At 72.3% G+C, this 19,575-nt stretch carries 18 protein-coding genes and 1 pseudogene; 10 read left to right on the top strand and 9 right to left on the bottom strand.

The features are described from left to right. Positions 1-608: 608 nt before the first annotated feature. On the top strand, positions 609-1,217 hold the full coding sequence (locus tag O2W18_RS10865) for a TetR/AcrR family transcriptional regulator (RefSeq protein ID WP_269187542.1): 609 nt from the start codon (positions 609-611) through the stop codon (positions 1,215-1,217). Beyond that, positions 1,214-2,233, top strand: coding sequence for a hypothetical protein (locus O2W18_RS10860; RefSeq protein WP_269187541.1), 1,020 nt, complete (start codon positions 1,214-1,216; stop codon positions 2,231-2,233). The genes O2W18_RS10865 and O2W18_RS10860 overlap by 4 nt, the downstream gene beginning before the upstream one ends. Here O2W18_RS10860 and O2W18_RS21730 read toward each other — a convergent pair. The 5 genes from O2W18_RS21730 to O2W18_RS10840 form a co-directional block, all read right to left on the bottom strand. Next, a complete protein-coding gene (locus O2W18_RS21730; protein WP_442929134.1) occupies positions 2,142-2,669 on the bottom strand; it encodes an alpha-hydroxy-acid oxidizing protein in 528 nt (175 codons plus the stop codon). The two genes, O2W18_RS10860 and O2W18_RS21730, sit on opposite strands and share 92 nt — an antisense overlap. A 116-nt stretch (positions 2,670-2,785) precedes the next feature. Then, positions 2,786-3,508 (bottom strand): ABC transporter ATP-binding protein, encoded by a 723-nt coding sequence (locus O2W18_RS10855; RefSeq protein ID WP_269187540.1) that lies wholly within the window; start codon positions 3,506-3,508, stop codon positions 2,786-2,788. Then, entirely contained in the window at positions 3,505-5,316 is a 1,812-nt protein-coding gene (locus O2W18_RS10850) for a branched-chain amino acid ABC transporter ATP-binding protein/permease (protein WP_269187539.1), read from the bottom strand. Before O2W18_RS10850 ends, O2W18_RS10855 begins: the two co-directional genes overlap by 4 nt. Beyond that, positions 5,316-6,191 carry a branched-chain amino acid ABC transporter permease gene (locus O2W18_RS10845; RefSeq protein ID WP_269187538.1) on the bottom strand — a complete coding sequence of 292 codons (876 nt, stop codon included), beginning with the start codon at positions 6,189-6,191 and terminating at the stop codon, positions 5,316-5,318. Before O2W18_RS10845 ends, O2W18_RS10850 begins: the two co-directional genes overlap by 1 nt. 141 nt (positions 6,192-6,332) lie before the next feature. Then, positions 6,333-7,508 (bottom strand): ABC transporter substrate-binding protein, encoded by a 1,176-nt coding sequence (locus O2W18_RS10840; RefSeq protein ID WP_269187537.1) that lies wholly within the window; start codon positions 7,506-7,508, stop codon positions 6,333-6,335. A gap of 1,016 nt (positions 7,509-8,524) precedes the next feature. Between O2W18_RS10840 and O2W18_RS10835 the strand changes: the two genes are divergently transcribed. Continuing rightward, entirely contained in the window at positions 8,525-9,196 is a 672-nt protein-coding gene (locus O2W18_RS10835; protein WP_269187536.1) for an NADPH-dependent F420 reductase, read from the top strand. 785 nt (positions 9,197-9,981) lie between these two features. Here O2W18_RS10835 and O2W18_RS10830 read toward each other — a convergent pair. Both O2W18_RS10830 and O2W18_RS10825 read right to left on the bottom strand, forming a co-directional pair. Continuing rightward, positions 9,982-11,199 carry an MFS transporter gene (locus O2W18_RS10830; RefSeq protein ID WP_269187535.1) on the bottom strand — a complete coding sequence of 406 codons (1,218 nt, stop codon included), beginning with the start codon at positions 11,197-11,199 and terminating at the stop codon, positions 9,982-9,984. A 432-nt stretch (positions 11,200-11,631) separates the two neighbouring features. Continuing rightward, positions 11,632-13,791 carry an MMPL family transporter gene (locus tag O2W18_RS10825; RefSeq protein WP_269187534.1) on the bottom strand — a complete coding sequence of 720 codons (2,160 nt, stop codon included), beginning with the start codon at positions 13,789-13,791 and terminating at the stop codon, positions 11,632-11,634. 173 nt (positions 13,792-13,964) lie between these two features. Between O2W18_RS10825 and O2W18_RS10820 the strand changes: the two genes are divergently transcribed. From O2W18_RS10820 to O2W18_RS10805, 4 genes are all read left to right on the top strand, one after another. Then, entirely contained in the window at positions 13,965-15,104 is a 1,140-nt protein-coding gene (locus tag O2W18_RS10820) for a sensor histidine kinase (protein WP_269187533.1), read from the top strand. Further along, a complete protein-coding gene (locus tag O2W18_RS10815; RefSeq protein WP_269187532.1) occupies positions 15,101-15,763 on the top strand; it encodes a response regulator in 663 nt (220 codons plus the stop codon). Before O2W18_RS10820 ends, O2W18_RS10815 begins: the two co-directional genes overlap by 4 nt. Positions 15,764-16,096: 333 nt before the next feature. Then, positions 16,097-16,447, top strand: coding sequence for a DsrE family protein (locus O2W18_RS10810; protein ID WP_269187531.1), 351 nt, complete (start codon positions 16,097-16,099; stop codon positions 16,445-16,447). 101 nt (positions 16,448-16,548) lie between these two features. Next, positions 16,549-17,289, top strand: coding sequence for a LuxR C-terminal-related transcriptional regulator (locus O2W18_RS10805; protein WP_269187530.1), 741 nt, complete (start codon positions 16,549-16,551; stop codon positions 17,287-17,289). A 210-nt stretch (positions 17,290-17,499) separates the two neighbouring features. Here the strand turns inward: O2W18_RS10805 and O2W18_RS10800 are convergent, their stop codons facing one another. Next, positions 17,500-18,159, bottom strand: a complete 660-nt coding sequence (locus O2W18_RS10800; RefSeq protein WP_269187529.1) for a CPBP family intramembrane glutamic endopeptidase — start codon at positions 18,157-18,159, stop codon at positions 17,500-17,502. Positions 18,160-18,218: 59 nt separating this feature from the next. On the opposite strand from O2W18_RS10800, the gene O2W18_RS10795 reads away from it, so the two are divergent. Genes O2W18_RS10795 through O2W18_RS10785 form a run of 3 tightly spaced genes read left to right on the top strand, consistent with a single transcriptional unit; the run spans position 18,219 to position 18,998 of the window. Continuing rightward, a complete protein-coding gene (locus O2W18_RS10795) occupies positions 18,219-18,605 on the top strand; it encodes a hypothetical protein (RefSeq protein WP_269187528.1) in 387 nt (128 codons plus the stop codon). Then, the gene (locus O2W18_RS10790; protein ID WP_269179302.1) at positions 18,602-18,802 is read left to right on the top strand and encodes a DUF6186 family protein; all 201 of its coding nucleotides are present in this window, start codon (positions 18,602-18,604) and stop codon (positions 18,800-18,802) included. The genes O2W18_RS10795 and O2W18_RS10790 overlap by 4 nt, the downstream gene beginning before the upstream one ends. A gap of 28 nt (positions 18,803-18,830) precedes the next feature. After that, positions 18,831-18,998: a hypothetical protein gene (locus O2W18_RS10785; protein WP_269187527.1), complete on the top strand. Its 168-nt coding sequence runs from the start codon at positions 18,831-18,833 to the stop codon at positions 18,996-18,998. A gap of 143 nt (positions 18,999-19,141) precedes the next feature. Here the strand turns inward: O2W18_RS10785 and O2W18_RS21725 are convergent. Further along, positions 19,142-19,330, bottom strand: a pseudogene (locus tag O2W18_RS21725) (helix-turn-helix domain-containing protein); the annotation flags it as partial. Positions 19,331-19,575: the final 245 nt, after the last annotated feature.

The raw sequence follows: 19,575 nt of genomic DNA, 5'->3' as shown, positions 1-19,575 counted from the left end.
TGACCGCCGTCCGGGCAGCCCCCAGAGCAGTTGCCGTCGCCGGCAGCCGGTCCGGACCGGCTGCGTCTCCGGAACCCGTGACCCGGGCTGGTTCGCCCGACCGGTCGCACCTACGGCGTCTACCGCGAGTGCTCCAGCGAGGACCTCCGCAGAAGCTCCTACGCGGAGACCTGCGGTCCCTCGGACTCTCGCTCAAGCAGATCGGGCGCGCCCTGGAGGACCCGGCCTTCATCCCGTCCACCTTGGTCCGCGACCTCATCCGGTGGACGGCGGACCGCTTGGAGCCGGAAACGGGAGTTGCTCGAGGGGCGTTGCGCGATCGATGCGCCGGCTCCCGCCGAACTGCTGGCCGGGGTGGCCTTGGTCGAGTTCGACCCCCACGTCGCTGGCGCCACGCGTTGGGCACTCGCCGGTCGGGCGGCGACGGCGTTCCGACCCTTGCCGTCGGGACGCACGGCCTTGGACAGGTCCGAGTCGGCGTCCACAGGCACCGGCACAGGGAAGTGCCCACATGCCTGGCAAGGGATGGCCGTACGGGGTCATCCTCGCCGGCACGCGCGGCTGTCCGCTTGTGCTAATTTCTGACCATGCGGTCAGACGGGTCGGGCGTGGAACGGACTTTCATCGAAGAGGCCCGGCAACGACAACTGCTTCAGGCCACCATCGAGACGATCGCCGAGCTCGGGTACGGCCAGGCATCACTGGCCCGAATCGCGCAGCGCGCCGGGGTCAGCAAGGGCGTCATCGCCTACCACTTCACCAGCAAGGACAGGCTCATCGAGCTCGTCGTCGACCACGTGTACGCCTCGAGCTGGGCCGCGGTTCAGCCGCGGGTGACAGGAGCCGGGACGACGACGGAAAAGCTGGCGAGCTTCGTGCACGCCGAGATCGACTACTACGGCTCGCACCGGCAGCAGCTGCTGGCGGTCGGCAGCATCGTCGTCAACCACCGTTCCGCCGACGGGTCCCTGCGCTATCCACCTGGTGCTGAGCCGTCCGTAGTGCGCGCGCTGGTCGACCTCCTTCGTGACGGCCAGGAGCGCGGGGACCTGAAGTCGTTCGACCCGCTCCCCTTGGCCGTCACCGTGGACAAAGCGATCACCGGCGCGCTCGAGCAGTGGGCGACGAATCCCGAGATCGACCTGCGAGCCTATGCCGACGAGCTGGCCCGCATCTTCGAGGCGGCAGTCCGGCCGCTCGTGACGGAGATGCCATGACGGCTGCGCCGCCCGTGCCTGCCCTGCGCGGGATCAACTACGACGTCGGAACAGACTACGGCTCCGTGCCCTCGCGGGTCTTCTGGCATCGGGACGACGTGATCCGAGACCTGGTCGCCATCCGCGACGAGCTGCACTGCACGACAGTCAACCTCTTCGGCACCGACACGGGCCGGCTCGCCGAAGCAGCGGGCATCGCGCGTCGCGTCGGGCTCCATGTGTGGGTCCAGCCGCGGCTGATCGACAGGCCGCAGCACGAAGTCCTCGCCCACCTGCTCGACGCCGCACGCGCGGTGGAGCAGCTGCGACTGGAACACGGCGCAGTCGTGCTGAACATCGGCTGCGAGTGGAGCATCTTCTCGCATGGCCTCATCCCCGGTAGGAGTTACGCCGAACGAGCCGCCCATCTGGGGCGCCCGTGGTCCTGGCCGGCGCTCCCCCTGTACAGCCGGCGGTTGAACCGACTGCTTGCACGAGCCGTCGAGGTCGCACGCGATGAGTTCCACGGACCTGTGACCTACGCCGCGGGCCTGTGGGAGCAGGTGGACTGGCGACCTTTCGATCTGGTCGGCTTGAACTACTACCGCCTCCGATGGAACCGGCTGGGCTATGCGCGGCGACTTCGCAAGCACGTGCAGCACGGCAGACCAGTGGTGATCACCGAGTTCGGCTGCGCCACCTTCCGCGGCGCGGCGGCACTCGGCCCCGCCGGTCACACGATCCTGCGGTATGGGCCGGATGGGCCGTACCTGGCACCCGGGTACGTCCGCGACGAGCAGGAGCAGGCCGACTACCTGCACTCACTGCTCGACGTCTACCGCGCAGCAGGCGTCGCCGGCACGTTCGTCTTCGAGTTCGCTGAGCCGTACAAGCCGCACTCCGCCGATCCCCGCACGGACTTCGACATGTCTGGCTACGGAATCGTCAAGGTGCTGCCCGGCGCCCCTGGAGGTCCGCTCCGCTGGGAGCCGAAGGCCGCGTTCCGTGCTCTCGCACGCGTCTACGAGGTCTCATGACCACCGCACGAGCTGCAATTGCCAGCACCCGATCCGGACAGCACAGCGGGGGGTCAGGGGCCCTCAGCACGTCGGGCTCATCCGGTCGACGAACCGGCAGGACGCGATCGCCAGCAGCGCGCAGGAAGCCTTGTCGCGAGGTCTCAGGCGCAGGGCGGCGCATGCGCACCATCGTCGACAGCGTGTAGGGGATGCCGGCCGCTGCAGCGGCGCGGGCGACGGCCGACTCGCCCTCGCGGTGCATCATCCGGGTGAAGCCCGTCGGGCCCAGCACGAGCGGGAGAGCGATGCTGCGCCCGAGCGCGTCCGTGCTGGTGGACACGGTGCCGACGTCGCGGAGGACACGCGGTCGAAAGGTGACCCGGTCGAACGCCTCGACGGACGCCCGGAGCGATCGCTCGCCCTCGGCAGCCCCATCGACGTAGTCGACGACCATCCGGGGCGCGCCGGCGGGCGAGCAGCCGCAGATCGCCGATGTCGGCGGCCTGCGCGACGCTCGTGGCGGTCGTCGGCAGGGTGGGGACGGGCGCGGCAGGCCCTCGCGGCCCGCCGTCAACTGCCGCTCTCGACCCCCAGGTACGCCTGCACGACGCGCTCGTCGGCGAGCAGCTCACCGGCCGGGCCGGAGTGCACGACCTCCCCGCTCTGCAGCACGTAACCGTGGTCGGCGGCGCGCAGCGCCCGGCGGGCGTTCTGTTCCACGAGCACGACCGTGGTCCCCGAGGCGCGGATCTCCTCGATGACACGGAACACCTCGGCGACGATCTTGGGCGCCAGCCCCATCGACGGCTCGTCCATGAGCATCACCTTCGGCCCGGCGATCAGGGCGCGGGCGATGGCCAGCATCTGCTGTTCGCCACCGGACAGGGCTCCGGCCGGCAGCGCCCGCCGGTCGGCCAGCACCGGGAACCGGTCGTACATGGCGTCGACGGAGCGCGCGCCGCCGGTCCCCGAGTGCCAGCTGCCCATCTGGAGGTTCTCCTCGACGGTGAGCGTGGCGAGAATTTGACGCCCCTCCGGCACCTGCACCAACCCGCGGCCCACCAGTTTGTGGGCCGGCGTCCGGGTGATGTCCTGGCCCTCGAAGGTGATCCGCCCGCCGGCCGGCCGCAGCATGCCGGAAACGGCGTTGATGACCGAGGACTTGCCCGCCCCGTTCGCCCCGACCAGCGTCACCAGCGAGCCCTGCTGCGCCCGGAACGAGACGTCCCGGACCGCCTCCACCCGTCCGTAGGTCACCCGCAGGCCCTCCACGGTGAGGATGGGGTCGCTCATGTCGCCTCCCTCGGGCTGGTGTCCGGTGTGTCCAGGGTGCCGGCGTCACCGGTCCGTAGGTTCACGACCGCATCCGGTGGCGCATCCTCGGCCGGGGTCCCGTCCGCACGGCTTCCCTCGGCGAGCAGGTCGCCGTCCACGTCGTCGTCGGCCGAGCCCAGATAGGCCTCGATGACCGCGGGGTCGGCGGCGATCGCCTCCGGCACACCGCTGGCGATGACCTCACCGAAGTTGAGGACGACGACCCGGCTGCAGGTCTGCAGGACCATGCCGACGTTGTGCTCGATGAACAGGATGGTCAGGCCGTCCTGTGCCAGGGACCTGATCAGCTGCGACAGCTGAGCCGCCTCGACGTGGTTCATCCCGGCGGCCGGCTCGTCCAGGATCAGCAGAGACGGGTCGGAAGCCAGTGCGCGGGCGATCTCGAGCCTGCGCTGGTCGCCGTAGGACAGGGCCTCGGCGCGGGTGGCGGCGAGCGAGGTCAGCCCGACCCGCTCCAGGCAGCGGGCCGCCTGCCGCAGCGCCGCCCGCTCGTCCCGGCGCGCCGACGGCAGCCAGAGCAGCCGCCGCAGGAAGGTCGGCCGGCTGACCAGGTGGGCACCGACCAGCACGTTCTCCAGCGCCGACAGCCGGTTGAACAGCTTCGAGTGCTGGAACGTGCGGCTCACCCCCGCCGCCGCGATGCGGTGCACCGGCGTGCTGCCGATCGCCGTCCCGAGCACCGTCGCGCTGCCCGTGCTGGGCGGGACCAGGCCGCTGATCATGTTGACCAGCGTCGTCTTGCCGGCCCCGTTGGGGCCGATCAGGCCGACCACCTCGCCGGCCCGGATCTCCAGGTCCACGCCACGGACGGCGTGCACCCCGCCGTACTCCTTGCCCAGCCCGGCGAGGGTGACCACCGGTTCGCCCGCCGCCGGGTGACGGCGACCGGCCAGGCCGGCGGCGTCGTCGTCGGCCCCGGACGGCATGCGCGTCCGGCGCGGGATGAGGCTCGCCAGACCACCGGGCAGGAACAGGATGACGACCAGCAGCAGCAGGCCGGCGAGGAACGGCCGGATCCAGCCGGCCTCCACCCCGACCGCCCGCTGGACCTCCGGGACGATCGTCTGGAACCCGCTGCCCAGCAGCGGCCCCAGGAACATCGTGGAACCACCGACCACTGCGGTGACCAGACCTTCGACGGCGGCGATGAAGTCGAAGTCACCAGGGGCGATGAGCCGGACGTAGTAGGCGTAGAGGACGCCGTACAGCCCGGCGACCGCCCCTGCCGTGACGAAGGCGGCGAGCCGGTGGCGACCCACGTCGATGCCCATGGAGCGGGCGGCCAGCTCGTCCTCGCGGATGGCCTCCAGGGCGCGCCCGTACCGGGAACGGCCCATCCGCCAGAACCAGTAGGCCACCAGCGCAAGCGCCGTCCAGGCCATGCCGACGGTGAGGACCCGGGGTACCCCGAGGCCCTGGGCGCCACCGGTCCACTCCTGGTTGAGCAGCACCACCCGCACCGCCTCGGCGAACCCGAGGGTGGCGATGGCCAGGAAGACCCCGCGCAGGTGCATGGTCGGCAGGCCGAGGACGACGGCGGCGAGCGCACCGACCGACATGCCGATCACCACGGCGATCAGCAGCGCAGGGATCTCGCCGACGTCGGCCCCGCTGGGTGCCAGGGAGGCCCCGGAGAACGCCGCCAGCGACGCGAAGCCGGCCTGGCCGAGGCTGAGCTGCCCGGCGATGAGGACGGCGTAGAAGGAGTAGGCGAAGATCGCGCCCAGGGCGATGAAGGTCAGGGTGGTGGCGTACTGGTCCAGCATCAGACCTCCCGGACCTTCCGCGCGCCGAGCAGCCCCTGCGGGCGCAGCAGCAGGATCACGAACAGCAGGCCGAAGGCGATGACGTCCCTCCAGGACGAGCCGATGTACTGGACGGCGAACACCTCGGCCAGGCCCAGCAGCAGCCCGCCGATGAGCGCACCGGGCAGCGAGCCCATGCCGCCGACGATGATGACGGCCAGGCCCTTGAGCTCGATCGCCGAACCCATGCCCAGCTGGGCGGTGTTCACGTTGATGGCGAACAGCACGCCGGCGACCGCGCCGAGCGCCGAGGAGATCGCGAAGGTGACCGCGGTGACCCGGTCGACGTCCACGCCGAGCACCCGCGCCGCCGTCGGGTTCTCCGCGACCGCGCGCATCCCCCGACCCAGCCGCGTCCGGGTGACCATGTACGTGAGGCCCACCATGAGGGCGAGGGAGATCCCGAGGATCACCACCTGCACGAGGGTCACCTGGGCGCCGGCGAGCTCGAACCGGGTGTCGGGGAACGAGCCCGGCGGGAAGCGGCGGGTGTCCGGACCGTAGCGCCACTGCAACAGCGCGACCAGCATGCCGGCGAGCGCGATGGAGGAGATCAGCCCGGCGAAGTGGGCGTCGGCCCGGCCCTTGAGCGGCCGGAACGCCACCCGCTCGATGACCAGGCCCAACACGGCGCCGAAGACGAACACGATCGGCAGGGCGGCCCAGAGGGACAGCCCACCCCGCTCGACCAGCTCGATGCCGACGAAGGCGGAAGCGGCGAAGACCGCGGGGTGCGCCAGGTTCAGCCGGTCGAGGATGCCGAAGACCAGCGTGAAGCCGATGGCGAACAACGCGTAGATCGAGCCGATGAAGATGCCGTTGAGGAGCTGCTGCACAGCGTTGCCTGTTCTCGTCGTGGGTGCCCGGGCACGGTAGCCGACACGCGCACGACCGGGGCCCCGGTCCGAGGACCCGGGGCCCCGGTCGGGGTCGCAGCGCGGCGCCGGCCGGTCAGCCGACCGGCACCGCGTGCCGGGTCATTCGAGAACGGTGAACTCGCCGTCCTGGACCACCTGCACGACGGCCGGGTGGTCGGCGTCCCGGTTCTCGTCGATGGAGAACTCACCGAGGACGGTGGGCAGGCCCTCGATCTGCCCCAGCGCCTCCTGGATGTCGTCCCGCTCCGCAGAGCAGTTGGCGCGCACGGCGTGGTCGACCAGCTTGAGCCCGGTGTAGGCCTGAGCGGCGAACTGGTCGGGCTGCGCACCGTACTCGGCCTCGTAGGCCTCGAGGAACGCCTGGTTCTCGGGGTTGTCGGAGGACGAGTTCCAGGCGGCGCCGACGACGACACCCTCGGCCGCCTCGCCGGCGTCGGCCATCAGCTGCGGGTTGTTGAACCCGTTGCCGCCGATGATCGGCACATCGATCCCGAGCTCACGGGCCTGGGTCACCAGCGGCACCGCGGCCTCGATCAGCCCGGAGACGACCAGCGCATCCGGGTTGCTCTCCTGGGCCTGGGTCAGCAGGGCGCGGAAATCGGTGTCCGACTTGGAGAAGGTGATCGTCTCGCTGACGTTCACGCCCTCGTCCTCCAGCGCGGCGGTGAACGCCTCGTACCCGGACTCGGTGAACGCGTCGTCGTTGCTGTACATGACGACGACGTCCTCGAGCCCGAACTGTTCGGTCGCCAGGGCGATCGTCTGCGGGATCACCGCTTGCTCGGTGAGGGAGTCGCGGAAGACGTAGTCACCGATCTCGGTGACGCCCGCGGCGGTGTTGGAGATGCCCAACACCGGGACGCCGGCGTCCTGGGCGATCGGGTCGGCCTGGACGGCGGCGTTGGACAGCGTCGGCCCGATGATGAGGCTCGCGTCGTCGGAGACGAACTGGTCGAACAGGGTGATGGCCTGCCGGGGGTCGGTCTGGTCGTCCTCGATCGTGAGGTCGTAGGTGACGCCGTCCTGCTCAGCGAGCTCCGCGGCGGCCAGTTCCAGGCCGCGCTGCTGGGACTCGCCGTAGCTGGCCGCTGCGCCGGTGAGGCTGAGCACCGCGCCGATGGGCACCTCGCCCTCGATGGTGCACGATTCGCCGCTGCCCTCGCCGGTCAGCCCCCCGGAGGCGGTGGAGTCCCCGCCGTCGCCGCCGGAGGAGCAGGAGGCGAGGACGACGACCGCGGCGCCGGCCGCGGCAACGGTGTGGAGCTTGGTGCGCATGTCTCTCCCTTGTCGAGCACGACGACCACGTCGGCCCCGACGAGGCGACCGCGCGTCCCCCGGGGCGGGCGGGCGTGCCCGTGCCGCCCGGACGTCGTGGGCCGACCGAGACGGTCGGCCGGTTACGCGAGTCACAGTAGGCACCTGCTGCCCGCCCCTCCGCAGCGGCGGGCGAAGCGTGTGCAGAACGTGACCCACCAGGACCGTGAGACGTGGGCGCATCGCTGCCTGCTGGTCCGCCAGCAGAGGTCGGTACCGCGTCGTCCACTCCGTCCACGACGACGAGGTGCTCGTGCGGGTCGTGCGCATCCCGCACCGAGCTGACGCCTACGACCGATGGTCCCGCCTGGCGAGAACCGGATGTCAGCCGACGTCTTCACGGCGTGTGCGGAAGGACCGTGTCGCCCTCGTTCGGATTCCAGTGTCGTCTCGGGCGCGTCTGTCCGGCCCCCGGTAGCTTTCGGCCTCGGTCAGCGCTCGACATGACCGTTCGCCTTCGGGGGTCTGGTGCCTGCGCGACCCGAGGACACGGACCTGCCGGTGATGCCTGCGCCGACACGCTGCCTGCCGAGACGCCGACACTGTGCGACGAGAGGGAGCCATGGTGCTCAGGATCTTGAGGGCCTGGGTGGCGGCGACGCTGATGGCATCCGGGGGCTCGTGACGGCGATGCATCGGCCGGCCCGAAGTCACGATGCCACCGTCGAGCCGGCGGTGGTGATCTGCAGTTCGGACGAACACGGGCGCCCGGTCACCTGCTGAGTGGTCTTCTCCGGTGACCGAGCTGAAGCGACGCCGGCCATGACGACCCGGTGGCGGTCCCCCGGCCTGCCGGAACATCGGAGGCGTCGAGCGGTTGAGAAAGGTGAACGCTCAACTTAACTCGTCAGGAGAGGACCACCCATGGCCACGGAGGCGATCCGCACGCGGGGCATCGGCCGGTTCGACATGATCTGCACCAGCGGGAGCACGCCAGCCGCCGACGACGTGCCGGCCACCGGACACGAGGTGCGGGCATGACCACGCTGGGCATCCTCGGCGCCGGAAAGGTGGGCACCGTGCTGGCCCGACTCGCGGTCGCGGCCGGGTACGACGTGCGGATCGCCGGCTCGGGCGCCCCGGCGAAGATCGCCTTGACCGTCGAGGTGCTCGTCCCGGGGGCGACCGCCACCACGGCGGCTGCCGCCGCGCTCGAGGCCGATGTCGTCGTCCTGGCCCTGCCGCTGGGCAAGCACCGCACGCTGCCGGTCGATGCCCTGGACGGGAAGCTGGTCATCGACGCCATGAACTACTGGTGGGAGGTCGACGGGATCCGCGACGACCTCACCGATCCGCGCACCTCGACCAGCGAGATCGTGCAGGCGTTCCTGCCGACGGCCCGGGTGGTGAAGGCGTTCAACCACATGGGTTACCACGACCTCGAGGGTGGAGCCCTCCCCGCCGGCACTCCCGGCCGGAAGGCGATCGCCATCGCCGGGAACGAGGCGACCGACCTCGACGTGGTCGCCCGGATCGTCTCCGACCTGGGCTTCGACCCGGTCGTCGCCGGCCCTCTCGCGCACGGGGTGCGCCTCGAACCGGGCACCGAGCCCTTCGGCGCCGACGTCGACGCCGAAGAGCTGCGCGCGATGATCGACCGCTTCGCCACCTCCGACCGCGGCCGGGAGGTCGTCGCCGCCCGGCGGTGACGGCCTTCTCCACGCAGGGCAGAGAGCCCGACGGCGGGTCCATCAGGCCGGTGGGGGTTCTGCTGTTCCTGGTGTCGACACGTCCGCTCGAGGCCTGGAGGACCACCGGTCGCAGTCGGTGATGCGTCGGGAGCACGACCGAGGACCACCAGTGCGCTCCCGGGTCGGATGAGCCGCCCGTCCCCCGTCCGTGACGAGGCGGTCCCGGGGTACGTGGACTCTGTCGAGGTCGGTGCCAGGCTTCGACGTGCGGGCACCGGTGATCTGCCCAACCGCAGCACTGCCCCGATCGCGCCGACGACGGCGGTCTCGTCCTCCCCGCCACCGCCGTCCGTGCCGTCGCGTCGCGGCTCTACGATCGCGCGCCGTGCACCAGCAGTCAGTGACCTCGATCGTCCGCGGCCACTGGGACGGGCTGTGGAACCGGCGCGACCTGTCGGTGATGGACGAGCTCATCGCAGCGCCCTGTGCGGCACTTCCCCGCCGGGACCCGGTCGCTGAGCCGAGCACAGTCCACGCAGGAGGTCCGCAGCTCATGGCGGCAGGTCCCGGCAGATGCGGCGACCACCGTCGACGACCAGGTGACCGACGGGGTCAGGTGTGGACGAGGGGCACGACCACCGGCGTGGACCTCGGCGCCGGGGCAGACCCAGGTGGTCACCCGGTCGGCGGTGCACCGGGTCGCCGATGCCCGGACAGCCGAGTCCTGGAGCGCCACCCTGCCCGGCGTCGACTGACGCTGACGGTCTCCCCTGCCGGATCGCCGTGCGCCGCGGCGCGCCCGATCAGGCCAGGTCGGGCAACCGGTGCGTGACCGTCGTCCTGCGCCGGCTGACGACCGCGTACCCGGCCACGAAAGCGATCACTGCGGCGCCCATCCCGGCGAGCGTCCAGCGCAAGCCGACGACGTCGGCGAGCAGGCCCAGGGGAAGTGCGGCGATGCCGAACGCACCGAAGCTGAGCATGACCAGGCCCTGCACGCGCCCGTGGAACTCCGTGTCGGACAGGGCGAGGAGCTGCGACTGGTTGGTGGTCTGGAAGGCGAGCATCGCCGCGCCGACGGCAAGGAGCACGGCCACCGCGACGTAGACGTTGGGCGCGATCGCCAGCGAGCAGAGGGCGATGCCGAAGACGGCGCCCGAGGCCACCAGGATCCGCGTCTGCCGGACCCATGAGCTGTGCCGTCCCAGGAGCAGACCTGCTGCGACCCCGCCGACCGCGGACGTCGCCGACAGGACCCCGTAGCCGACCGAGCCGAGGCCGAACAGGTCGCCGGAGATGGTCGGCATGAAGGCCAGGTAGGGCATCCCCATCATCGTGACGCCGATGCCGCACCACACCAGGGCGCCGAGCTCGGGGTGCCGCCGGACGTAGTGCAGGCCATCGGCGAGTTCGCCCAGTGGGGACCGGCCGGAGGCCTCCCCGCGCCGCCCGACCGGGAGGGCGGCGGTCAGGATCATCCCGACGATCGCCAGGACCGCGCTGAACAGGAAGACCGCCTCGACGCCCCAGGCCACCGAACCGATGACCACGCCGGCCAGCGCCGGACCGACCACCCGGCTCACCTCGGCATTGACCAGCAGCAGGGAGACGGCCTGCGGCACCGACGCGCGGGGGACCAGCTCGGCGAGGAAGGCCATCCGGGCGGGACCGAACAGGGCGAAACCCACGGCCTGCAGCACGCTCGCGCCGACCAGCATCCAGTAGGCGATGACGTCGAAGACGACGGCCAGCCCGATCCAGGCGCTCGACACCGCCAGCAGCAGCACCGAGAGCTGCAGCACCAGCCGTTTGGGCAGCCGGTCGGCGGCCACGCCACCCCACGGGGTGGCCAGCAGCAGGGCCACGCCGAAGGCCAGCAGGATCCCGCCCAGCGCAGCGTTCGACCCGGTCAGCTCGTACGCCAGCCAGCCGCGGGCGATCGCCTGCGCCATGACGCCCAGGAAGACCGCGACGGCGTTGAGGTAGAGGACCAGGAAGCCGCCGATCCGCAGGATCGCCATCGCGCCGAGAGGCGAGGTCTCCGGTGGCACCGGGAGGGCTGTCTTCCCCGGGACCGGGACGGCCGGTACCGGCACCTCGGGTGGCGGGGCCGGCTCCGATGCGGCCGGTGTCCATCCCGGCTCATCGCAGCGTTCGTCGACGTGCCGGATGACCTCTCCGCTCATGGTCCCCCTCGTCCGGCGTCGAAGCGGGGAACCTGACCGTCCACCACCACGTCCCGAGCGAGCGGGCACCCTCTCGACCCTGCCACATCAGGCGCCCGACGATGAGCAGGCACCGGGCACGGACGAGCACGAGGATCGTCCCGCGAACGGCCCGCTGCCGTGACGGGCGACACCGGTCGGCGGCCAGGCGGACATGATCGTCGACATCGCGCCGGACCACGTCGCGGCGGGCCTGCCGCGACGTGGTCCGTGCGATGTCGCGCCGGCTCAGCCGACCGGCACCGGCACCGGTGCAGGGCTCGCGGGAGCGGCCTCGACCTCGCCCTCCACCCGCACCACGGGGAGCAGCCGGTCGAGCCACCCCGGCAGCCACCAGTTGGCCTTGCCCAGCAGCGCCATCGTCGCCGGCACGAGCACCATGCGCACCAGCGTCGCGTCGAGCGCGATGGCGACGGCGAGCCCCAGACCGATCATCTTGACGAACGGGTCCGGGGTCGCGACGAACGACAGGAACACCGCCGTCATGATGAGCGCTCCGCAGGTGATGACGCGGGCGCTGGACGCCAGCCCGCGCGCGACCGCCTCGACGTTGTCCCCGGTGGCGTCGTACGCCTCGCGGATGCGCGAGACGAGGAAGACCTCGTAGTCCATCGACAGGCCGAACAGCACGGCGAAGAAGATGGCCGGCAGCGGCGAGGCGATGAGGTAGGTGCTCTCGAGCCCGATCAGGCCGCCGAGCCAGCCCCACTGGAAGACCGCGACGACGACGCCGTAGGCCGCGCCGATCGACAGCAGGTTCATGACGACGGCCTTGAGGGCGACCGTGACGGACCGGAACACCGCGACCAGCAGCAGGAACGACGCGGCCAGGACCGACCCCAGGAGCAGCGGCAGGGTCGAGCTGAGCGAGGTGTCCAGGTCGATGGCCAGGGCGGCCTGGCCGGTCACGTGCACGCCGTCGGGCGCGCCGGACCGGATCCGCTCCAGCGTCTGCGCCGTGGCCGGGTCGGCCGGCGCGGTGGTCGGCAGCGCCGTCAGCACGGCGGTGTCGCCGTCCGTGGAGAGCCTCGCCTCGGCGACCGAGCCGATGCCGGGGTCGGCCGCGATGCGCTCGGCGAGCAACGGGACGTCGTCCACGCCCAGCCTGGAGCCCGAGAGGTCGGCGACGACGAGCAGCGGCGCGTTCATGCCGGGCCCGAAGCCGTCGGCGAGCAGGTCGTGCGCCTGCCGGTGCGTGGCGCCCACCGGCGCGTCGCCGGCGTCGGGGAAGCCGGTCTTCATCGACAGCGCGGGCGCGGCCAGCATCAGGAGCAGCAGCGCCGCCACGACCAGGTAGGGCCAGGGCCGCGCGGAGATGCGGTGGGACAGCCCCCACCAGACGGTCGCCTCGACGGGACGCGCGGGACGCCGCCGTCCGACCACCCGACCGGCGTCGATGCGGTCGCCGAGCAGCGACAGCAGCGCGGGGAGCAGGGTGAGCGCCGTCGCCACGGCGAACAGCACGACGAGCGACGTCGCGAGGCCGATCGATGCGAGCACGCCCATGCCGGTCAGCACGAGGGCGGCCATGGCGAGCACCACGGTGACGCCGGCGAAGAACACTGCGGTGCCGGAGGTGCCCATCGCGGCCGACAGGGCCGTCGCGTTGTCCTGGCCGGCGATCCGGTTCTCGCGGTAGCGGGACACCAGGAACAGCGCGTAGTCGATGCCGACGCCGAGACCCACCATCGCGGCGATCACGGGCCCGGAGGTGGAGACGTCCATCGCGCCGGCGAGCACGGTGATGCCGCTGAGCCCGGCGGCCACCGCGACCAGCGCCAGCGCGATCGGCACGAGCGCGGCCACCACCGTGCCGAACGCGACGACGAGGACGACCAGCGCGACGAGGACGCCGACCGCCTCGGCGCCCGACGGCTGAGGCTCGGTGGTGAGGAACACCGCCTCACCGCCGACCTCAGCGGCGAGCCCGGCGTCGCGCGCCGGAGCGAGGGCCGCGGCGAGCGCCTCGGCCGGCTCCGGCCCGAGCTCTCCGGACGGCGCGTCCAGGACGATGTCGGCGAAGCCGATCCGCCCGTCGGGCGAGACGGCGCCGCTCGCGAAGGGATCGGTCACCGCGGTGACGCGCTCCACCGCGCGCAGCTGGACGAGCGTCGCCCCGACGTCGTCCCGGTAGCCGGTGAGGAGCTCGCCCTCCGGCGCGGCGAACACCGCGACGGCGGAGCCGACGGCCGCCTCGGGGAAGCCCTGCTCGAGCAGCTCGGTGGCGGCGGCGCTGTCGCTGCCACGCACGGTCAAGTCATCGAGGTACGCGCCGCCGAGCGTGCCCGAGAGCGCGACGACGAGCGCGGCGAGCAGGGCCCAGGCGCCGATCGTCCGCTTCGGGCGGCGGGCGCTCGCGGTGCCGATGCGTCGGATCCAGCCGTTCATGGTCGCTCCAGGGAGTCAGTGGAAGGCGGTCACCTCGGACTGTCCGCGCGAGCCGCGCTGCCGTCGCCCGGCGCGGGACGGGCTCGGGGCGGCGCCGTCTCCCCCTGGAGGAGGAGACGGGTGCCCGTCTCCGGACCGGCGACAGCAGCGCCGGGCGCGCCTACGTTCAGCGCATGCGACCCGGCCCGTTCACGCGCTGGCCGCGGGCGGCCGACGCCGTCCTGGCCGCAGTGCTGTTCGTGCTCACGCTGCTCTTCACGACGGGGCCGGACGACTCGTGGGTGCTGCGCGACCTCGGCGACGTCCCGCTCTGGGTCGTGCTGCTCTTCGCCGTCGGCAGCGGCGCGCTGTACTGGCGCCGCCACGCACCCGTCGTCGTCCTCGCCGTCGTCCTCGCCGCGTGGGCGCTGACCCTCGGGACCGGCCACGCCGACCTCGGCGGCCATGCGCTCTTCGCCCTCTACGCCCTCGGGCGCTACGGGTCGGTCGAGCGGTGGGGACACGTCGGGGTGGACGTCGCGCTCGTCGTGCTCGTGCTCGACGGGGTCACCGGCGACGTCCCGTGGAGCGGGGTCGGGTTCGGCGTCGTCATCTTCTTCGCGGTCTGGTACGTCGGACGTCGGCTGCGGCTGCGCGCCGAGCGCGCCGTGGTGCAGGAGCGCGAGCTGAGGGAGCGGGAGGGTCGCATCGTGGCCGAGGAGCGGTCCCGGATCGCGCGCGAGCTGCACGACGTCGTCGCGCACCGGGTGAGCCTGATGACCGTCCAGGCCGGGGCGGCCAAGACCGTCGCGGCCGACGACCCGGTGGCAGCCGCGCGTGCGATGGGCGCGGTCGAGGAGGCCGGCCGGCAGGCGCTGGACGAGCTGCGGTACCTGCTCGGCGTGCTGCGCCCGTCCGCCGTCGCGGACGACACCACGCCCCAGCCGGGCCTGGTCGACCTCCCCGCGCTGGTGGCGCGGATGCGCGAGGCGGGCCTGGACGTCGACCTGGACATCGACGGCGTGACCTGCGGGCTGCCCGCGCGGGTGGAGCTGTCGGCGTACCGCATCGTCCAGGAGTGCCTGACCAACGTGGTCAAGCACGCGGGCCCGGGCGCGCGCACCGGCATCCGGCTGACGGCCGAGGGACGGGAGCTCGTCGTCGAGGTGAGCGACGACGGCAGCGGCGGGACGTCGCTGCCCGGCGCCGGCCACGGCATCGTCGGCATGCGCGAGCGCGCGCAGCTGCTCGGTGGCAGCCTCGACGTCGGCCCGCGTCCGGACGGCGGGTTCGCCGCGCGGGCCCGCCTGCCGCTCGACGGCGGGGCGGCATGACGATCCGGGTGGCCGTCGTCGACGACCAGGCGCTCGTGCGTGGCGCGTTCGCGATGGTGCTGAACCACCAGCCCGACATCGAGGTCGTCGCGGAGGCCGGTACCGGCGTCCAGGCGATCGACGTCGCCCGCCGGCACCGGCCCGACGTCGTGCTGATGGACATCCGCATGCCGGAGATGGACGGCCTGGAGGCCACGGCGCGCATCGTCGCCGAGCTCGGCGACGCGGTGCGGGTGCTCATCCTCACGACGTTCGAGCCGGACGAGTACGTCTACCGGGCGCTGCGCGCGGGAGCGAGCGGCTTCGTCCTCAAGGACCTGCCGCCCCAGCAGCTGGTCGTCGCCGTCCGCACGGTGGCCGACGGCGGCGCGCTGCTGGCGCCGTCGATCACCCGGCGGCTGATCGAGCGGTTCGCGGCGCAGCGCTCGCCCGACACCGCCCTCGCGGGACGGCTGGGGAGCCTGACCGCCCGGGAGCGCGACGTCGTCACCGCCGTCGCGAGGGGGCGGAGCAACGCCGAGATCGCGCGCGAGCTGTACATCGGAGCGGCGACGGTGAAGTCCCACGTGTCGAGCGTGCTCACCAAGCTCGGCCTGCGCGACCGCGCCCAGGTGGTGGTGTTCGCCTACGAGGCGGGGCTCGTCGAGCCGGGCGCCTGAACGCCAGGCGACGCCCTCTCCGGCGTGCGTTGCGCCGACTGTGTGCGGTGAGACCTCGCCCCACCGAGGGGTGACCGACTTCCCACCGGTCTCGCAGGGCAACACATCCGGCGGTACCACGTGGCCGTGGTCCCTGCTGGTGCCTGCCGAGGACTCCCCCACGAGCTCGTGGAGGACCGGGAACATGGCCTCCGCGCGGTGGCAGTCGTAGGGAGAACACCGGATGTCCCGGTCGTGCCCGGCGCCTAGCGTCCGGGATGGGTCGGACAGGCGCCCCGAACGCCAGAGACGCCGACCCCGAGCGGACAGGAGACGGCGATGGCCGGAAGAGCCGTGATCAGCCTCAGTACCGGACTCGAGGACAGCGAGAAGGTGACGGTCGCGTTCCTGGTGGCGGTGGGCGCCGCCGAATCGGGGCGGCCGACCTTGATGTTCCTCACCAAGGAGGCCGTCCGACTCGCCGTCGACGGTGTCGCAGTCGCCGTCGCGTGTGACGGTTGCCCGTCCCTGACGGACCTCATGAAGCGTTACGAGGCGGCCGGCGGCAGGTACTACGTGTGCCCCATCTGCCTGAACGCCAAGCGGCTGGACCAGGCGCCCTTGCTCGACACAGCCGAGGCCCAGGGAACGGTGCCGATGTGGGCATGGATCGGCGACGAGGGCGCCACGACGTTCAGCTACTGAGCGGCTACAGCCCCGGGCGGCACACGGTGGTGAGGGCTGCGGTGGCAGCGAGGCGCGCGAACTCCTCCCGCGGCCATCCGCACCTCCGTCACCATGGCCGAGTGCCGCAGGACCATGTCGGTCCACTCGGGCCCGGGATCCCGGACGGAGCGCGCTCCGTCGGGCGGACCGCTCTGACCGACGTGTCGTTCGGGGTCACGACCATCACCCGCGAAGTGATGCAGCCGGGCTGGCGTTGGGCGGAGGACGTCAAGCCCGTCGTCGGCACGGCCCTTTGCGCAGCCGGGCACCGGCTGTACGTCGTGTCCGGACGGATGCAGGTGGTCACGCCGGATGCCGAGTTCCAGGTCGCCGAGGGCGATGCCGTCGTGATCTACCCGGGCCACGACGCCTGGACCGTGGGCGACGACCCCTGCGTGCTCGTGGACTTCTCCTCGGAGTACAGCCACCTCATCGCCGCCGGCGATGCGTACCAGCGGAGAACCGAAGCGGCACGGGGGTCCCGAGGCCACCGCGCTGGGCGGACGGACGTCGTCGCCGACCTGCGGGCCGACGCGCGAGCCGGTCGGCTGGACAGTGGCGCCGTGGAGATCGTGCTGAGCGCGGTGGGCCGGAGATCGAGCCGAGCGTCTGCGCCGGCAGGCCTGACTGCACGGGAGACTCAGGTGCTGGTGCTGATCGCCTCAGGCGCGTCCGCGAACCAGGTGGCTCGCATGCTCGGCATCCGACCCAAGACCGCAGCGACGCACATCGAGCGCATCTACGCCAAGAGCGCTGTCACCAACCGTGCCTCGGCGACACGCTTCGCCATCCAGCACGGCCTGATCGATCCCATCTGCTGAGGACTCGCTCCCGGGTCTGCGCTTCCGGTCGTGCGGACGGTCCGGTGGATCGGTCGGGGCGGATCACGGCCGTAGCCGTGTGCGTAGGCAGGGAGTCGCCCCTCGGACCAGATCGAACCCTGTCAGCCGGGGCCGCGGGGGTGCAGTCGTTCCTCGCTGCGGTACGTCCGGTCGGTCCGGGAGGAGCCGCAGCAGACGCCCCCCTGCGGCTCATCCCAGACGATGGGCGGCGGTCGCGGCCAGCGCACCCAGACTGTTCGTCGCCAGATGGAGGAGGGCGGGGGCCAGCAGGCTGCCGCTCCGGAGGCGCAGCCAGGCGAACAGGACTCCCGCTACCGCCGTGAACGCGCATCCCAGCAACACGGCGACGACGAGTCCCGCGGGCCCGTCGGTCAGGGCGTTGGCCGTGGCCGCGCTCAGCGTGGGACGGATGTGCCAGATCCCGAAGAGGACCGCCGAGACCGCGACGGCCGCACGCGGCGAGAGGATCCGCATCAGCGCCGCCAGCAGGACGCCACGGAAGGCCGTCTCCTCCCACAGGACGGTGCCGAGCGGGATCCGGACCAGCGCCTGATAGGCGACCTCGGCGGAGCTGGCACCGGCGAGCCGTGCATCCGCCAGGAGGGGGCGGAGCGCCGGGACCGTGAGGCCGGCCGCGTAGCCGGCGGCGACCACGGCGGAGCACGCTCCGCCCCATCGCAGTCCGGCCCGCGCCCTCCGGGGATCGAGTCCCAGTTCCTTCCAGGTCAAGCCGACGGACCGAGCCCCCAGGAGCAGCAGGCCCGTCGCTGCCAGGTTGACCGGGACGTAGGACTGCGGGTAGCCCGGCGTCCGGGTGATGACGACGTTGTTCCAGGCGGCGAGGAGCACGGCGACGGAGGCGGCGAACAGGAGCGCGCCCCGGCGGCCTGCTGGGCGAACATGCACGCGTGAGGTCTTCCCCGTTCGCGCGCCGGCTCACCTTCGCGGCCATGGCGCTGTCCTGCGTCGCTGCTGTGATGGTCTGGGGCGAGCTGTCGGTGGAGGCGCTCGTCGTGATCGGCACCGCCGGGACCGCCGTCGTCGTCGTGGCGTTGGTCCGGCAGTCGGGCCGGACCGCTCCACCGGTGGGGCGACGAGGGCTGCCGTGGCTCGCCCTCGTGACCGCCGCCGTGTCCTGGGAACTCGTGACCCTCGCCGACGACCAGCTGCCGACGGCGAGCGATCTCGCGGATCCCTTCCTCGCCGAACCGCTGCTGCGCGGCGCCGCCACCGTGTGCTGGCTGGCCGTCGGGGCCTGGCTGCTCGATCGTCCGCGCCGCCGGCCACAGCGATGACCAACGGCGTCCTCCTGAGCGCTGCCGGCTTCCTGGGGCTGCTCGTCGTCGGTGTGGCGATCGAGGTCTGCGCCCGGCTCGGACTCGGTCCGGCCACCGCGGGCCGAGCTCTCGGCGCCGCCATGCGGACGACGCCCGGCCGCGCAGTCGTCCTGCTCACCTGGCTCTGGCTCGGCGTGCACTTCCTGGCCCGTTGATGCGCACGATGTTCGGGAGGATGGTGCCGTGAAGCCCTTGCTCGTAGCCGCCGTCGTCCTCCTGGTCATCGCCCTCGGCCTCGCCGGTGTCGTCCTCGGCGGGGCCGACGATTCACCGGGCCTCCAGGGGCTGGGAGCGGCGCTCGTCCTCGGTGCGGTGGTCGTCGGCGTGCGGACCGTGCGACGCGCGGGATGACAGCGCAGCCACCTGCCGCGCGTCACGCACCGTCGGAGAGGCGGAACCGCTGCCGGTAGGACGTCGGCGTGGTGGCGTAGGCCGCGGTGAAGTTCTGGCGGAGGGTCACGGCGCTGCGGAAGCCGCACGCGCGCTGTCCGCTCGATCGACCAGGTCGTGGTCTCCAACAGCCGCCGGACCTCCTCGAGTCGCTGGGTCAGGACCCAGCGGGCAGGGGTGGTCCCGACCGCTTCGGTGAACCGGCGGGTGAAGTTGCGCCCGCTCATCCGGGCGTGGTCGGCCAGCTGGTCGACCGACAGGTCCCGGTCGAGGTTGGCCAGCGCCCAGTCCATGGTCGCGCCGATCTGGCCTCCCCCGCCCGGATCGGGCACGGGCCGCTGGACGAACTGCGCCTGGTCTCCGTCGCGGTGCGGTGCCACCACCAGGTGCCGGGCCAGCGTGTTGGCCGCGGCACTGCCGAGGCGAGTGCGGACCACGTGCAGACAGGCGTCCAGGCCCGAGGCGGTGCCGGCTGATGTGAGGACGTCGCCGTGGTCGAGGTACAGGGACATCCGCCGTCCAGGGCCGTGCCGTCTAC

The organism is Modestobacter sp. VKM Ac-2983 (assembly GCF_026967885.1).
Taxonomy (GTDB): domain Bacteria; phylum Actinomycetota; class Actinomycetes; order Mycobacteriales; family Geodermatophilaceae; genus Modestobacter.
Note: the sequence above shows the minus strand (reverse complement) of the source record. Positions and strands in the feature narration are given on the sequence as shown.

Coding starts and splice junctions, on each gene's coding strand:
- O2W18_RS10860 (WP_269187541.1), top strand. CDS start 1,214: ATGACGGCTGCGCCGCCCGTGCCTGCCCTGCGCGGGATCAACTACGAC.
- O2W18_RS21730 (WP_442929134.1), bottom strand. CDS start 2,669: ATGGTCGTCGACTACGTCGATGGGGCTGCCGAGGGCGAGCGATCGCTC.
- O2W18_RS10855 (WP_269187540.1), bottom strand. CDS start 3,508: ATGAGCGACCCCATCCTCACCGTGGAGGGCCTGCGGGTGACCTACGGA.
- O2W18_RS10850 (WP_269187539.1), bottom strand. CDS start 5,316: ATGCTGGACCAGTACGCCACCACCCTGACCTTCATCGCCCTGGGCGCG.
- O2W18_RS10840 (WP_269187537.1), bottom strand. CDS start 7,508: ATGCGCACCAAGCTCCACACCGTTGCCGCGGCCGGCGCCGCGGTCGTC.
- O2W18_RS10835 (WP_269187536.1), top strand. CDS start 8,525: ATGACCACGCTGGGCATCCTCGGCGCCGGAAAGGTGGGCACCGTGCTG.
- O2W18_RS10830 (WP_269187535.1), bottom strand. CDS start 11,199: ATGGCGATCCTGCGGATCGGCGGCTTCCTGGTCCTCTACCTCAACGCC.
- O2W18_RS10825 (WP_269187534.1), bottom strand. CDS start 13,791: ATGAACGGCTGGATCCGACGCATCGGCACCGCGAGCGCCCGCCGCCCG.
- O2W18_RS10820 (WP_269187533.1), top strand. CDS start 13,965: ATGCGACCCGGCCCGTTCACGCGCTGGCCGCGGGCGGCCGACGCCGTC.
- O2W18_RS10815 (WP_269187532.1), top strand. CDS start 15,101: ATGACGATCCGGGTGGCCGTCGTCGACGACCAGGCGCTCGTGCGTGGC.
- O2W18_RS10790 (WP_269179302.1), top strand. CDS start 18,602: ATGACCAACGGCGTCCTCCTGAGCGCTGCCGGCTTCCTGGGGCTGCTC.